This is a genomic window from Euryhalocaulis caribicus, assembly GCF_000412185.1.
Classification (GTDB): Bacteria; Pseudomonadota; Alphaproteobacteria; order Caulobacterales; family Maricaulaceae; genus Euryhalocaulis; species Euryhalocaulis caribicus.
This window is the reverse complement of the sequence record NZ_ASJA01000004.1, coordinates 46,302-59,819: the sequence shown is the minus strand read 5'-3', so window position 1 is coordinate 59,819 and position 13,518 is coordinate 46,302. Positions and strand designations below refer to the sequence as shown.

Genomic DNA, 13,518 nt, shown 5'->3' with positions numbered 1-13,518 from the left:
CCTTAAACGCCTTCCGGAACGGCGAAATCGGGTTCCGGGGCGGGCGAGATTCGCAACAGCGTGATCTGGTTGCGCTGGCGCTTCAGCACTTCGAAACGGTGATCGTGGAAGGCGAAGATCTGGCCGGTTTCCGGGATCGTCTGCGCCTCGTGAATCACCAGACCGGCAATGGTGACTGCTTCCTCGTCCGGCAGGTTCCAGTCCATGGCGCGGTTGAGGTCGCGGATCGGGACGGACCCCTCCGCGATGACAGAGCCGTCGCCCTGCGTTTTCAGGCCCTGCACGCGCTCGTCATGCTCGTCCTCGATCTCGCCGACGATCTCTTCGAGAATATCCTCCAGCGTGATCAGGCCCATCAGCGCGCCATATTCGTCGACCACCAGCGCGAAATGCTCGCGCTTGCGGCGGAAGGCGTTCAATTGCTCCAGCAGGGACGTCGTCTCCGGCACAAACCACGGCTCGCGCGTTACATCCCGAACCTCGATCTGCGAAAGGTCGCCGCCGACCGCGCGAAGCGCCCGCGACAGGTCCTTGGCGTGCAGCACGCCCACAATGTTCTCGGCGTCGTCCTCATAGGCGGGCAGGCGGGTATGGGCGCTGTCCAGCGCCTCGTCGACCAGCTCCTCGGCGGTCTTGGCCAGGTCCAGCATGTTCATGTTCTTGCGGTGGACCATCACGTCCTCGACCGTCAGGTCGCGCAAATCCAGAACGCCGCCCAGCATGTCGCGGTCATGTTTGACCACGCCGCCTTCATGGTGGTGCAGGTCGACCGCGCCGCGGATTTCCTCATGCGCGTCCAGCGCGTCGCCTTCCACCTTGATCCCGAAAATGCCCAGCGTCAGGCGCACGATGAAACGCACCGCGGCGACAATCGGGGCAAACAGGAAAACGATGATCTGGATGGGCCGCGCGACCGTGGTGGCGAACCGGTCGGCGTTGGACAGGGCATAGCTCTTGGGCAGGACCTCCGAAAAGATCACGACAAGAGCGGTCATCGCCGCTGTGGCGTAGGCAACGCCCGCCTCGCCGAACATCTGCACGAAGGCAACCGTGGCCAGCGCAGAGGCGAGGATATTGACCAGATTATTGCCCAGCAGGATCGCGCCGATCAGGCGCTCCCTGTCTGCAATCAGGACATTGGCGATGCGCGCGCCGCCGTCTCCCTGCTTTTCCCAGCCGTGCAGGCGGGCGCGGGACGCGGCCGTCAGGGCGGTTTCGGAGCCGGAAAAGAATCCGGACAGCATCAGCAGGAAGGCGATGGCGATCAGGGTGGCAGTCAGGCCGAAAATCATCAGGGCTTGGTTTCATCCTCCAGAAAAGTCGCCAGCGCGCCGGGGTCGGCGTCGGGCTCTATGAACGCCTCGCCCAGCCCCTTGGTCAGGATCAGGGTGATGCGTCCGCCCGACACTTTCTTGTCGTCCGCCATGCGCTGCATAAGCCGTTCAGCAACATAGGGCCCGCCGCCCAGCGTTTGAAGACTGTGCGGAAGCCCGTGTGCGGAAAGATGCGCGGCAAGGCGGTCCGCCGCGTCTTCTGCGCACAATCCCAGCCGCGCGGAATAGCGCGTCGCCGCCGCCATGCCCCAGGCGACGGCCTCGCCATGAATGACGCCGCCGTCATAGCCGGCTTCGGCCTCCGCCGCGTGGCCGAATGTGTGGCCGAAATTCAAGAGGGCGCGGACGCCGGTTTCCCGTTCGTCCTCTGCCACGATGCGGGCTTTCCAGGCCGCGGAGCGGTGCACGGCTTCGGCCACGGCCTCCGGCTCGGCGGCGAGGACGTCCTGTCCCTTCGCCTCCAGCCAGTCGAAAAACCCGGCGTCGCGGATCAGCGCGTATTTCAGCACTTCCGCATAACCGCCGCGGCGCTCGCGGCCGGGCAGGGTGGCGATGAAGCGGGTATCGGCGACCACCAGTTTGGGCTGGTGGAATGCGCCGACCAGATTCTTGCCGCGCGCCGTATTGATCCCCGTCTTGCCGCCGACCGAGGAGTCGACCTGCGCCAGCAGCGTTGTCGGGATCTGGATGAAGGACGTTCCGCGCTTGAGTATGGCCGAGGCGAACCCGGCCAGATCGCCGGCCACGCCGCCGCCGAACGCGATCACCGCGTCGCCGCGTTCGGTCCGGCGCTCCAGCAGCGCGTCCAGCACGCGTTCCAGCTCCGAAAAGGATTTCTGCGCTTCGCCCGGTTCGATGAGGATTGGCTCCACGGCGACATTCGCCGCCGCCAGCGTATCGGTCAGCGCCTTGCCGTGCAGTCCCCAGACCGTGCGGTCGCTGATCACGCTGGCGGTTCCGCGCGGGAAATATTCCCCGGCGCTATTGCCAAATCGCTCCAGCGCGTCGGGGCCGATCAGGATGGGGTAGGACCGGTCGCCCAGATCGACGGTCAGGTCATGTCCGCTCATGTCCGCGCGTATCCGTGCTGTTCCAGCGATTGCAGGATGGCGCGCACGGCCGTGTCATGCGGGCCGGGGCCGCAATCGACCACGATATCGGCCTGTCCGTAGGCCGGGTCGCGGGTTTCCGCCAGTTTTTCCAGAACGTCCCGCGGATTCTTGCCGCGCAGCAGGGGCCGCGTGTTCCGGCGGGAGACGCGTTCGGCCAGGATATCCAGATCAACGCGCAGCCAGACGGACACGGCGCGATCCTTGATCAGGCCGCGCGTCTGGTCGTTCATGAACGCGCCGCCGCCGGTGGCCAGAACACAGGGGCCGTCATCGACCAGGCGGGCAATGACCTTGCGTTCGCCGTCGCGGAAATGCGCCTCTCCGAATTCGTCGAAAATCTCGCTCACCGTGCGGCCCGCCGCCTTCTCTATTTCCTCGTCCGCGTCATAGAACGGTATACGCAGCCGTTTCGCCAGACGCCGGCCGACCGTGGTCTTGCCCGCGCCCATTAATCCGACCAGAGCGATTGTCTTTTCGCGGCGGGGCTTGTCCGCCGAACTTCCGCCAGTTTGATGAGTCATGTATGTCGAGCTTTAGGGATAGCCCGCGCCCGCCGCAAGGCGCAGAAAGGCGGGGTGGATATTTTCGCGGCGCCGCTGTTTGCTGGCGCACGCCTTGAGATAAGTTCTGGAGACAAAGATGCGTCTGACCCTGTTCGCCATCATCGCAATCCTGGTGATCTTCATCGGCGGCTTCGCATGGCTGCTGGCGGTGGCGAACGGCATGGATCCGGGCGATGAGGAGGTTCGCGTTGAAATTGAAGTCCCTGCTGAAGAATAGCGCGCTTGGCGTGACGCTGGCCGCCTGCGCCGGCGCGGCGCTGGCCCAGTCCATCACGTCCGAGCCGCTGCGCCCGGTCGATCCGTTCGATGTCAGCGCGCTGGACCGCAGCGAAGGGGCGCTGCCCGAGACACTGTGGCGCGGCTCCAACGCCGCCACGGCGCGCGCCGCGATCGAACGCGCCCCGGCGCCGTCGCAATCGGCGGCCGTGAACCGGCTGACCGCGCGGGCGCTGCTGTCCGGCGGCGCGCCGCCCGACGGCGCGGCGGGCGATCAGGCGCTGGCCGCGCTGCGCATGGAGACCGCCTGGAATATAGGTTTCGCCGAGGACGTGGCCGAGCTGGGCCGCCGCACGCCGGCCATAGAGGAAGCGCCGGATCTGTCGCGCCTGAAAGCCGATGCCGAGCTGTCGCTGGGCCAGCTGGACCAGGCCTGCCAGACGGCGAACCGCCTGAAAGACGGGCGGGACGAGGCTTACTGGCTGCAGCTTCGAGCGGTCTGCCTGACCCGCGCCAATGATTCCGCCGCCCGCCTGACCGAGGATCTGGCGCGCGCCGCCGGACCGGACGAGAATTTCGACACCGCCATGTCGCTGGCCTATGGCGACGAGGTTGAGGAAGTGGAGCCGGCAAGCCCGCTTCTTCTGGCCATGGCGCTGAACAGCAACACGACGATCCGCCTGAAGCTGGACGAGCTTTCGCCGCCGGTCCTGACTGCCCTGACGCTGGGCGAGGGGCCGGAAGAGATCAAACCCGTGCTGGCCCGCAAGGCGGCGGGGATGGGCCTGATCTCCGCCGGGGCGCTGGCTGAAATCTATCGCAGCGTGCAGCCGCCCGAGACCGAGGGCGTGGCCGCGGACCTGATGGCCGCGGCGATGAACGCCGAGGGCGAGACGCGCGAGGCGCTGTTGTTCCGCGCCGCCGAGAGCCTGACCGATCCGGCGATGAAAGCGGACGCGGTGGCCGAGGCGCTGGACGGCGCCCGCACGGCGGAGGATTTCATGCTGACCGCCCGGCTCTATCGCCCGGTGATGGCCAATATCGAGCGGTCCGGCGATCACGCCATTCTGTTCGCCCGCGCCGCCGCGGCGGGCGGCGATCCGGAACTGGCGGAGCTGTGGCGCGAGCGGGCGACGACCCGCCGCCGCCGCCGCCGGCCTCCTCGCTGAGCGCGCCGCTGGATGCGGATGGCGATGGCGCGCCGGAGCCGGTTTCCCTGACCACGCCGGCCTCGCAACGCGCCAGTTTCGATCCGCCGTCGGACACGGATCTGGCGCGGCTGAACGCGCTGATCGATCTTTATCCCTCCGCCCGCGGCGAACTGGCCGTCGAGCGGCGGCTGGATGAGGGCGGCGCGAATGCAGGGTTCGAGGCGCTGATGCTCTCGGCGATGGGCGGCGAGCCGCTGTCCCCGGACATGCGCGCGGCGTTCCTGGAAGCCGATGGCGGCGCGGTGAGCGGGGCGCTGGTCCTGACGCTGGCGGCCGCGGCGGAAGCGGGCGCGAAGGCCGAGACCGGGCTGCTGGCCGCGGCGCTGCTGGGCGACAGCCCGGCGGCGGCCTCCGATGCTGATCTGTACAGCGCGGTGTCGGCCTTGCGCCGGGCCGGGCTGAATGACAGCGCGGCGGAGATCGCGGTGGCCGCGGTGCTCGCCCGGCGCAGATGAGGGGCGCGGACGCCGCCGCGATCGAAGCCTTTCTCGAGATGATGAGCGCCGAGCGGGGCGCTTCCGCCAACACGCTTTCGGCGTATCGCCGCGATCTTGAAGATTTCTCGGTCCGGCTGGGCGCGGACGGGCAGAGCCTGAAATCGGCCAATGCGGACGGCGTGGCGAAATGCCTGTCCGCCTTTGCGGGCGAGGGGCTGGCCGCCACGACGCAGGCGCGGAAACTCTCCGCCGCGCGGCAATTCTTCCGCTTCCAGCGCGCGGAGAAGCAGCGCAAGGACGACCCGACCGAGACGCTGGATTCGCCGGGGAGGGGCCGCCCGCTGCCCAAGACGATGAGCGAGGGCGATGTCGACCTTCTGCTGGAGGCGGCGCGGTCCGACGAAAGCACGGCGGGCCTGCGCACGCGCTGCCTGATCGAGGTCCTGTACGCCGCCGGCCTGCGGGTCAGCGAGCTGGTGTCGCTGCCGGTTTCCGCGGTGGCGCGGCGCGAGCGTTGCCTGATGATCCGCGGCAAGGGCGGCAAGGAGCGGCTGGCGCCGCTGAACCCCGATGCGCTGGACGCCATCGCCGCCTGGCGCGCGGTGCGGGACCGCACATTGCCGCCCAAGGGAACGAAACAGTTCGACAAGGCCGAGAAATATCTTTTCCCCTCGCGCGCCGCCGCCGGGCACCTGACGCGGGAGCGGTTCGCGCAAATTCTCAAGGCGCTGGCGCTGAAAGCCGGCCTCGACGCCTCGAAAATCTCGCCCCACGTCTTGCGCCACGCCTTCGCCAGCCATCTGCTGGCGCGGGGCGCCGATTTGCGCAGCGTCCAGACCCTGCTGGGCCATGCCGATATCTCCACGACGCAGATTTACACGCACGTTCTGGAGGAACGGCTGAGACGGCTGGTCGAAGACGCGCACCCGCTGGCGCGGGAGGATTAGCGATTCGCTGATCTCACAGTCCCTTCTCCCCTGTGGAGGGGAGAAGGTGGCCCGGAGGGCCGGATGAGGGGAGGCGTTGGAGGCAGGCGCTTTGTTCTGAGAGCCGCCCCCTCACCCTTTCGCGTAGCCAATCAAAGATTGGGCGCTCAAGCCCTCTCCCCCTCTCGGGGGCGAGGGGACTTCTTTTCCGGCATTATGTATCAAAAGCACCAGATAGCGAACTCCCCTCAAGCCCTTTGATTATCTAGAATCTGGGCATGAAGGCACTAGAGAAAAAGCGTGACGAATTGCGCGCGGAGATCAAGGCCCTTCGCGCTGATCTCAAAACCGTTGAAGCTGCTATCAGGATCATGGGCGGGGACACCTCGCCCCAGCGCATATTCAAGCGCGGCCAGTTGAAACGCCTAGTCTGTGACGCCATGCGCGAAGGCGCGGAGAGCAACAGGGACATTGCCCTTGTGGTCATCCGTGAAATGGACTGGGAGGCCACAGACGAACGCGTCAGAGATATAACCGTGCGCGTGAAAGACGTGACCAAGACGCTGCGCGGCCAGATGCTGGCGCTCAAGAAGGCCTGACTCACATACGCAAAGGCCTGCGGCGGTAACACGTCGCAGGCCTAAGGCGTTGAGGGACGGTTGCCCGCCCCGCTCTTAACTAGCGGCCACCGTGGTAGTGATCGCCGCTAGCTTAATGGACTAGCAGAGACTTAGACTAGCCGTGTGCCATCTGCTGAGCAAGTTGATTGCCCTTGATTTCCGCAAATCGCCGTATCAAAAGAAAAGACAATGGCTATTTCCCCTGCATTATGCGCGATCCGAGCGTTGCGTGTGTTTCCGCTTCCCGCGGCGCTCGACATGCACCTTTCCAAGTGTGTCATGATCGCTGCTTTCGCGGACGAGCCTCTCAGCCTTGCGCATGTCCTTGGCCTTCGCTTTGTTCCGAACATCAGCATATGCCATCCGCACACGGGTCGTGAGGGCATCCAGACCTCCGAATTTTCCCGCGGGGTTCTGGTAGGGGATCAAGGCCCAGTAATTGGCAATCGAATCGGCTTCGAGAACATTTCGGATACGGTTCACTAATTCTTCCGGTGTTTCGGTAGTTTGAATGACAAACGCCATATGACGTTTGTCATGCATGGCGGGCCGGAAGGCGCGGCCGATTGCGGTTCGTATCGACATTAGCTCACGGACACATAAGTCATTGTCGTACTTAAAGAAAACTTGGAGAATTACAACGTTTTGCTGGCGCATGGATAAGGCTCCTTTTCTGCGCAAGGAGCCAAAGGGCGGCTTGACTAATTCCTCGGAATCTGCCAATTAGAAAATTCGAAAACAACAGCTTGCCACCCGTTGGCAATTAAAGTTTCAGCCCGCACGATTGCGACTCGTGCGGGCTTTTTAATACCCTGATTCAATATTCGGCGCCAAGTAAGACGTTCCGCTTACGTTCTACGCCGCCGCGCGCTGCCAATATCCTTTCCAATTCCGGCTGACGCCTGACGCCATGGCCAGCGTCAGAGCACGGCCCGCCAGTTCACCATTCGCCTCGCGGCGGTGATCCTCGCGCCACGCGGCCTCGCCCGCATACTGGTGCAGGTAGCCGGGGCTGACGTGGTGGTGCTGGCCCGTGACCATGCGGCGCAGGCGGGAGAAATAGGACTCCACATTGTTCGTATGCGCGCCCTGATCGCTATAGGCGTCACGGTGATTGATCCGGCCCATGGGATAGGCAACGGCCAGACGGTCCCAATGGGCGGCTTCGTCCGCGAAGATGATGGTCTGTTCTTTCAGGACGCGGGCGGCGATATCGACGCCATCGGACTCAAACTTGGCGACGAACGGCAGGGTGCGGCCCTGACGCTGGCGCAGAGCAACCACAACGCGGCGCTTGCCGGTCTGGTGACGGGCAAGGCGGCGGTCAATGCGTTCCTCGGCAAAGTTCGCCGGGCGGATATGACCGCCAACATGGCAACCGTCGATTTCGACAACGCCGTCCAGCTTCATGCCCTTGGTTTCAAGCGCCATGGCCTCGCGCAGCTTGTGCGACAGGACGAAGGCCGTCTTGTATTGGCAGTCCAGATCGCGGCTCATTTGCAGCGCGGAAATGCCCTTGACGGCGTTCACGAAGATGCAGATCGCGGCCAGCAGGTCGGTAAAGTCCATCTTGCGGGAGGCGAAGATCGTCCCGCTGGTCACGCTGAACTGGTGGTGACACGCCTTGCACTTGAACTTGCGGCGCGTGGTGATGCTGTAGGCTTCCAGACAGCCGCAGCGCGGGCAAACCGGCCCCCCGTCCGTCTCAACCCAGCGGATCGAACAGAACGTCTTGTAAGCGGCATCCTCGCCCGCCTTGTAGATCTCCTTGAGGGAGAGGGAGCGGGCTTGGGCGGAGAGAAGAAAGTGCTGCGTCATTTGTCATCGTTTCCAGTGCTTATGCACTAGATATAATGACCATATGTCACCATTGCAAGGGCAAACGTCATCATTTATGATGCTTTCAACATCATAGGAGACGAATCATGCCCGAACGGAATCAATGGGAGGACCGCGCCGCGAACCTCCTGAAAGCCGAGTTGAAGCGAAAGGGCCTGACTTACGCCCAGCTTGCCGAGCGGCTGGAAACGGTCGGGGTCAGCGACAGCGAACGCAATATCCGAAACAAAATCAGCCGGGGAAAATTCACGGCAGCGTTTCTGCTGGCGTGTTTAAGCGCAATCAACGTGACGGATTTGCGGTTATCCTAGAAGTCCGGCTTTCTTTAGCTGCTTACTGTTCAGGCGCAGCTTTCCGTAAGTCTCACTGTCGCCGTGCGCCTTAGTGCGCTCGGTCCCGTGAAGGGTAATCCAACTGATATCGCCCCTGATCCAGTAATCTTGGGGGATTTCGACTTCTAGCCCAAAGGTTGGTGTCTTTTCATTCAGACCACCGGATTCTAGCTGAGGCTTCCCCCAAAGGGTGATCTTGCCCCTGCCGGCAAGCTCTTTGATCTGCGCTGGCCCATCGTCCCCCAGGTGCTTCTTGACGGCCCTATAAGCAGCGGTCAGGTCTAAGTCGGGTTTCGGTGTTAGGCCTCGATTTCGCACAGCCTGAAACACGATCCATGAGACCGTGACAACCAGCCCCAGTAGACCAGTATAAAATAGTAGGGCGCCAACTAACGTAGGCAGTGTTGGGAATACGTTCGGAGCGCCGATCATCACGGCCTCCAACCCGAACAAGATTGTGAGCTTAGTCCTCTCCCCCATAAGGGGCATGTTGTCGGAAAAGTTGTGCACGGGGAAGCCTTACTCATTTGAAAGTCTCCCGGCCTTGGTGCGCTTGATACATAATGCCGTTCTTTTCTTTTTCTCTTTTCTAGCTCCCGGAATCCGCGTCAGCGGATGTCCGGGATCCAGTTTGCGGCGGGTCCGCCGTCTCTGGTCCCCGGATATTGGCTAGGCCAATTCCGGCGACTGTCGGGAGAGGATGCGCCGAAAGCTCCGCAGGTCCTTTGACCTCGGAGGTGTTGGGTGAGTGAGGGAAGCGGCGCGCGTTTCGGACGCTGGCCGTATTTATTATTGGATTGCTTTGCGAACCGAAGCTGCGCGCCGCTGACGTTTGAACCTGCCTGAAGTTGGCCTTGCGACCGTTTTTCCTTCGCAGTCCCTTCCGACAGGCCGGAGCGGTCATCGGGCAAGGTCTCCTCCCGAGACGCCTCCGGCGCCGTTCCCCGCCCCATGCGACCCGAGCTCATGGTCCCTCGCGGCAGCGAACAGGAGGGAGTATGGCGCAGGTGGAGACCCGGTCTGATATTTCCGTGTTTGTCCCTGCTTTCCCGGCCCTTCGAGACGCCGCGCCCTTGGCGCGGCTCCTCAGGGGAAGCGTGATGGACGCGGGTGGAGAAACAGTAGCTTCATACCCCCGACCCTTAGCCTGAGGAGCCCGCAAGGGCGTCTCGAAGGCGGGGTCCGGGAACAGCGAATTTCCTCCGCAAACCCGGAGGAAATTCCCTAGTAGTTGTCGCCCATCACGCCTTGCGGCGTGGAGTTGTCGCGGGCTTCGTCCATCCAGGGGTCTTCCATGACTTCCGGGTCGAGTTGCGAATCCTCGTCGATCATGGCGCAGGCCGAGAGGCCGAGGATGGCGGTCAGGCCGGCGAGCAGGCCGATGCGGCTGGAAAGTCTGGTCATGAAGTCCCCCTGGTCCGGGCGCGGCGGCGCGCCCCGGAACCGATTAGACGGCGCCGCGCCGGGCGCGGTCAAATGGCGATTGCGTGACTACTGCGTCCGGCTTTCGCGGCGGGCCATGAAGGCCAGGCGCTGCAAGAGCTCCACGTCCTGTTCGGTCTTCAGGAGGGCGCCGTAGAGCGGGGGCAGCAGCTTGTTCGGTTCCTTTTCGCGGATCGTCTCGGGGTCGATATCCTCGACCACCAGCAGTTTCAGCCAGTCGAGGAGTTCGGAGGTGGAGGGCTTCTTCTTCAGGCCCGGCGCCTCGCGAAGCTGGAAGAAGGCTTTCATCGCCTCGGAGACCAGGCGCGGCTTGATGTCCGGGAAATGCACCTCGACGATATCCTTCATCGTCTCCTCGTCCGGGAAGGCGATGTAGTGGAAGAAGCAGCGGCGCAGGAAGGCGTCCGGCAGCTCCTTCTCGTTGTTCGAGGTGATGATGACGATGGGGCGCTGTTTCGCCGTGATCGTCTCGCCGGTCTCATAGACATGGAATTCCATGCGATCGAGCTCCTGCAGGAGGTCGTTGGGGAATTCGATGTCGGCCTTGTCGATTTCGTCGATCAGCAGGATCGGGCGCTCTTCCGAGGTGAAAGCCTGCCAGAGCTTGCCGCGGCGGATATAGTTGGAAATGTCGTGGACGCGGTCATCGCCGAGCTGGGAGTCGCGCAGGCGGGCCACGGCGTCATATTCATAGAGGCCCTGGGCGGCCTTGGTCGTGGACTTGATGTGCCATTCCAGCAGCGAACAGCCGAGGGACTTGGCGATCTCTATGGCCAGCATCGTCTTGCCGGTGCCCGGTTCGCCCTTCACCAGAAGCGGGCGCTCCAGCGCCACCGCCGCATTGACCGCGACCCGCAGATCCTCGGTCGCGACGTAATTTTCCGTGCCCTCGAAACGCGCCATGTAGCCTTGCCTTTTGCCTGTTTCCGAACCTTCGCAATTGCAGCGAAGCTAGGGGCGGAGACCGCGCGCGGCAAGGCCGCAAGCGGGTGACGTAAACGTCAGCCCAGATGCGATTTGCGCGGACCGGAACGCTGCGCCAAGGTGCGCGTCGAAGTTTTGACGGTTTCGGGGAGCGACATGCGAATAGCGGTAATTTGCGCGGTTCTGGTTCTGGCGGCGGCCTGTGACGATACGGGCGCCGACAGCGCAAGCGCCTATGACGAGGCGGTTGCGGGGCTGGAGAAGCAGGATGGCTTCTTCGATGTCTGGGTGGATGCGGAGGAGGGCCGGGTGCTGGCCGAACTGCCCGCGCCCGGCGAGGACGGCGTGGCCCTGACGGCCATCTATGCGCAGCGGCTGTCGGCCGGGTTGGGCTCCAACCCGCTGGGGCTGGACCGGGGCTGGGGCGATTCCGGGCAGTTGGTAACGTTCCGCGTGGTCGGGCCGAAACTGGTCGTGGCCGCCGAGAATACCCGCTATCGCGCAACCGCGGATAATCCGCTGGAGCAGGACGCGGTGGATGAGTCCTTTGCGGACTCTTTCCTGTGGTCGGGCGAGATTGTCGGGCGCGGACCGGACGGCGCCGTGCTGGCCGATATCAGCGGCATGGTGAGCCAGGATGGGCTGCAGCTGGCCGGGGCGATGGACGAGGACGGGGCCGGGTTTGCGCTGGACGCGGGCCGGTCCATGGTCGATCCGGGATCGGTTCTGACCTTCCCGGACAATGTGGAGCTGGATTCCTTCCTGACCTTCGCCTCCGCCAATCCGGGGCCGGAAGTGCGGGCGACGGCGGCGAACCCGAACGCGGTGACGCTGCGCCAGCATCATTCCTTTGTGCGGCTGCCGGGCGAGGGGTTCGAGCCGCGGGAATTCGACCCGCGCGTCGGCACGATCCACACGGCTTTCTATGATTATTCCGCGCCGCTGGATGAGGCTGTGGTGAAACGCTACGCCGTGCGGCACCGCCAGACCGAGGGCGAGCCGATCACCTATTATATCGATCCGGGCGCGCCGGAGCCGGTGAAGAGCGCGCTGATGGAGGGCGCGTCCTGGTGGGGCGAGGCGTTCGAGGCGGCGGGCTATCCCGGCGGTTTCAAAGTGGAGGAATTGCCGGAAGGCGCGCATCCGCTGGACGCCCGCTACAACGTGGTTCAGTGGGTGCATCGCCAGACGCGCGGCTGGTCCTATGGCGGCGGCGTGGTGGACCCGCGCACGGGCGAGCGGATCAAGGGTCATGTGATCCTCGGCTCCCAGCGCGTGCGGCAGGACCGGATGATTTTCGAGGGACTGGCCGGGACCGCGAAGGTTGGCACCGGCGAGGATGACGACCCGGTGGAGCTGGCGCTGGACCGCATCCGCCAGCTTTCAGCGCACGAGGTCGGGCACGCGATCGGCGTGCATCACAATTTCGCGGCCAGCGCCTATGACCGGCAATCGGTGATGGATTATCCCGCGCCGTGGGTGAAGGCGCGCGGCGACGGCACGCTGGATTTCTCCGACGCCTATGACGTCGGGATCGGCGAATGGGACAAGTTCGCGATCACCTGGCTTTATGACGACGCGCCCGAGGGCGAGAGCGAGCGGGCGTTTCTGGACAATCTGGTCGAGGACGCGCGGGAGCAGGGCCTGGTCTATATCGCCGATGGCGACGGGCGCGCGCCCGGGACGGGCCACGCCAGGACCAGCGTCTGGGACAATGGCGCGGACGCGGCGCGGGAGCTGAACAATGTGATGCGGGTGCGCCGCATCGCGCTGGACAGTTTCGCCGCCGACCGCATCCAGGCCGGCGACCCGATGGCGGATCTGCGCGAGGTGTTCGTGCCGATCTATCTCTATCACCGCTTCCAGACCGCGGCGGCCGCCAAGATGATCGGCGGTTATGATTACGCCTATGCGGCGCGCGGGGACGGGGCGGAGCCGCCGCGGCCGGTGGGCGCGGCGGATCAGCGCCGGGCGCTTTCGGCGGTGCTGGACACGCTGTCGCCGCAGGCGCTGGACGTGGATGACGCGGTGCTGGGCGTTCTGGCGCCGGCCAATCCGGACCGGGAGCTGGCGGGCGGGGAGCTGTTCGAGAATCGCAGCGCCCCGGCCTTCGATCTGATCGCGGCGGCGGAAAGCGCGGCGGACATCACGCTGGGATCGCTGCTGGATTCGCGGCGGGCGGAGCGTCTGGCGCAGGCGGAAGGCGGCGCGCCGGACTTTGGCGCGGTGCTGGACGCCGCGGACGCGGCGCTGTTCACGCCGGGGGAAGAGGAAACGGCGCGGCAGACCCGGATCCGTCATGCGGTGCAGGGGCGTTATGTGTCCGCGCTGATCGCGCTGGACCAGGACGCCGCGGCGTCGCTTTCCGTGCGGTCGGAAGCGCGGGCGCGGCTGAAGCGAGTCTATGGACGCTTGCGGGTGGCCGACAGCGAGGCGGCGGCGTGGCTGGCTGACCGGGTGGAGGCGCATCTGGCGCGTCCGGCCAGCGCGGCCGACCCGCAGGTGGCAGGCCCGGAAACGCCGCCGGGCAGCCCGATCGGCTCGACGCGGTAGAGGGGTAG

Annotated in this window: 15 protein-coding genes; 7 read left to right on the top strand and 8 right to left on the bottom strand. The window is 64.8% G+C overall.

The window, feature by feature from the left end:
• Positions 1–2 precede the first annotated feature (2 nt).
• The 3 genes from L338_RS04630 to L338_RS04620 are packed head-to-tail and all read right to left on the bottom strand — an operon-like array spanning position 3 to position 2,967.
• Positions 3–1,292, bottom strand: coding sequence for an HlyC/CorC family transporter (locus L338_RS04630; RefSeq protein ID WP_022697201.1), 1,290 nt, complete (start codon positions 1,290–1,292; stop codon positions 3–5).
• Positions 1,292–2,404: a 3-dehydroquinate synthase gene (gene aroB, locus L338_RS04625; protein WP_022697200.1), complete on the bottom strand. Its 1,113-nt coding sequence runs from the start codon at positions 2,402–2,404 to the stop codon at positions 1,292–1,294. Before aroB ends, L338_RS04630 begins: the two co-directional genes overlap by 1 nt.
• On the bottom strand, positions 2,401–2,967 hold the full coding sequence (locus L338_RS04620) for a shikimate kinase (RefSeq protein WP_022697199.1): 567 nt from the start codon (positions 2,965–2,967) through the stop codon (positions 2,401–2,403). Before L338_RS04620 ends, aroB begins: the two co-directional genes overlap by 4 nt.
• Positions 2,968–3,085: 118 nt before the next feature.
• On the opposite strand from L338_RS04620, the gene L338_RS17540 reads away from it, so the two are divergent.
• The 5 genes from L338_RS17540 (at position 3,086) to L338_RS04600 (ending at position 6,398) form a co-directional block, all read left to right on the top strand.
• The gene (locus L338_RS17540) at positions 3,086–3,226 is read left to right on the top strand and encodes a hypothetical protein (protein WP_022697198.1); all 141 of its coding nucleotides are present in this window, start codon (positions 3,086–3,088) and stop codon (positions 3,224–3,226) included.
• Positions 3,198–4,394 carry a hypothetical protein gene (locus L338_RS04615; protein WP_152485817.1) on the top strand — a complete coding sequence of 399 codons (1,197 nt, stop codon included), beginning with the start codon at positions 3,198–3,200 and terminating at the stop codon, positions 4,392–4,394. The genes L338_RS17540 and L338_RS04615 overlap by 29 nt, the downstream gene beginning before the upstream one ends.
• Positions 4,343–4,891: a hypothetical protein gene (locus L338_RS04610; RefSeq protein ID WP_022697196.1), complete on the top strand. Its 549-nt coding sequence runs from the start codon at positions 4,343–4,345 to the stop codon at positions 4,889–4,891. The genes L338_RS04615 and L338_RS04610 overlap by 52 nt, the downstream gene beginning before the upstream one ends.
• Positions 4,888–5,820 (top strand): site-specific tyrosine recombinase XerD, encoded by a 933-nt coding sequence (locus tag L338_RS04605; RefSeq protein ID WP_022697195.1) that lies wholly within the window; start codon positions 4,888–4,890, stop codon positions 5,818–5,820. Before L338_RS04610 ends, L338_RS04605 begins: the two co-directional genes overlap by 4 nt.
• Before the next feature lie 257 nt (positions 5,821–6,077).
• Complete coding sequence (locus L338_RS04600; RefSeq protein WP_022697194.1) at positions 6,078–6,398, top strand: hypothetical protein; 321 nt, start codon at positions 6,078–6,080, stop codon at positions 6,396–6,398.
• A gap of 228 nt (positions 6,399–6,626) precedes the next feature.
• Here L338_RS04600 and L338_RS04595 read toward each other — a convergent pair whose 3' ends face one another.
• Positions 6,627–7,076: a hypothetical protein gene (locus tag L338_RS04595; RefSeq protein ID WP_022697193.1), complete on the bottom strand. Its 450-nt coding sequence runs from the start codon at positions 7,074–7,076 to the stop codon at positions 6,627–6,629.
• A gap of 198 nt (positions 7,077–7,274) precedes the next feature.
• Entirely contained in the window at positions 7,275–8,237 is a 963-nt protein-coding gene (locus L338_RS04590) for an IS1595 family transposase (RefSeq protein WP_022697192.1), read from the bottom strand.
• A 107-nt stretch (positions 8,238–8,344) separates the two neighbouring features.
• On the opposite strand from L338_RS04590, the gene L338_RS04585 reads away from it, so the two are divergent.
• Complete coding sequence (locus L338_RS04585) at positions 8,345–8,569, top strand: DUF6471 domain-containing protein (protein ID WP_022697191.1); 225 nt, start codon at positions 8,345–8,347, stop codon at positions 8,567–8,569.
• Here the strand turns inward: L338_RS04585 and L338_RS04580 are convergent.
• From L338_RS04580 to L338_RS04570, 3 genes are all read right to left on the bottom strand, one after another.
• Positions 8,561–9,100, bottom strand: a complete 540-nt coding sequence (locus tag L338_RS04580) for a hypothetical protein (protein WP_022697190.1) — start codon at positions 9,098–9,100, stop codon at positions 8,561–8,563. The genes L338_RS04585 and L338_RS04580 overlap by 9 nt on opposite strands.
• 714 nt (positions 9,101–9,814) lie before the next feature.
• Entirely contained in the window at positions 9,815–9,994 is a 180-nt protein-coding gene (locus L338_RS04575; protein WP_152485816.1) for a hypothetical protein, read from the bottom strand.
• 87 nt (positions 9,995–10,081) lie between these two features.
• Positions 10,082–10,936 carry an AAA family ATPase gene (locus L338_RS04570; RefSeq protein WP_022697188.1) on the bottom strand — a complete coding sequence of 285 codons (855 nt, stop codon included), beginning with the start codon at positions 10,934–10,936 and terminating at the stop codon, positions 10,082–10,084.
• A 177-nt stretch (positions 10,937–11,113) separates the two neighbouring features.
• On the opposite strand from L338_RS04570, the gene L338_RS04565 reads away from it, so the two are divergent.
• Positions 11,114–13,510 (top strand): zinc-dependent metalloprotease, encoded by a 2,397-nt coding sequence (locus L338_RS04565; RefSeq protein ID WP_022697187.1) that lies wholly within the window; start codon positions 11,114–11,116, stop codon positions 13,508–13,510.
• The last annotated feature ends 8 nt before the right edge of the window (positions 13,511–13,518 follow it).

What these genes read in the sequence shown, in the direction of transcription:
- L338_RS04595 (WP_022697193.1), bottom strand. Translation starts at nt 7,076, where the DNA reads ATGCGCCAGCAAAACGTTGTAATTCTCCAAGTTTTCTTTAAGTACGAC.
- aroB (WP_022697200.1), bottom strand. Translation starts at nt 2,404, where the DNA reads ATGAGCGGACATGACCTGACCGTCGATCTGGGCGACCGGTCCTACCCC.
- L338_RS04590 (WP_022697192.1), bottom strand. Translation starts at nt 8,237, where the DNA reads ATGACGCAGCACTTTCTTCTCTCCGCCCAAGCCCGCTCCCTCTCCCTC.
- L338_RS04630 (WP_022697201.1), bottom strand. Translation starts at nt 1,292, where the DNA reads ATGATTTTCGGCCTGACTGCCACCCTGATCGCCATCGCCTTCCTGCTG.
- L338_RS04585 (WP_022697191.1), top strand. Translation starts at nt 8,345, where the DNA reads ATGCCCGAACGGAATCAATGGGAGGACCGCGCCGCGAACCTCCTGAAA.
- L338_RS04570 (WP_022697188.1), bottom strand. Translation starts at nt 10,936, where the DNA reads ATGGCGCGTTTCGAGGGCACGGAAAATTACGTCGCGACCGAGGATCTG.
- L338_RS04620 (WP_022697199.1), bottom strand. Translation starts at nt 2,967, where the DNA reads ATGACTCATCAAACTGGCGGAAGTTCGGCGGACAAGCCCCGCCGCGAA.
- L338_RS04600 (WP_022697194.1), top strand. Translation starts at nt 6,078, where the DNA reads ATGAAGGCACTAGAGAAAAAGCGTGACGAATTGCGCGCGGAGATCAAG.
- L338_RS04605 (WP_022697195.1), top strand. Translation starts at nt 4,888, where the DNA reads ATGAGGGGCGCGGACGCCGCCGCGATCGAAGCCTTTCTCGAGATGATG.
- L338_RS04565 (WP_022697187.1), top strand. Translation starts at nt 11,114, where the DNA reads ATGCGAATAGCGGTAATTTGCGCGGTTCTGGTTCTGGCGGCGGCCTGT.
- L338_RS17540 (WP_022697198.1), top strand. Translation starts at nt 3,086, where the DNA reads ATGCGTCTGACCCTGTTCGCCATCATCGCAATCCTGGTGATCTTCATC.
- L338_RS04575 (WP_152485816.1), bottom strand. Translation starts at nt 9,994, where the DNA reads ATGACCAGACTTTCCAGCCGCATCGGCCTGCTCGCCGGCCTGACCGCC.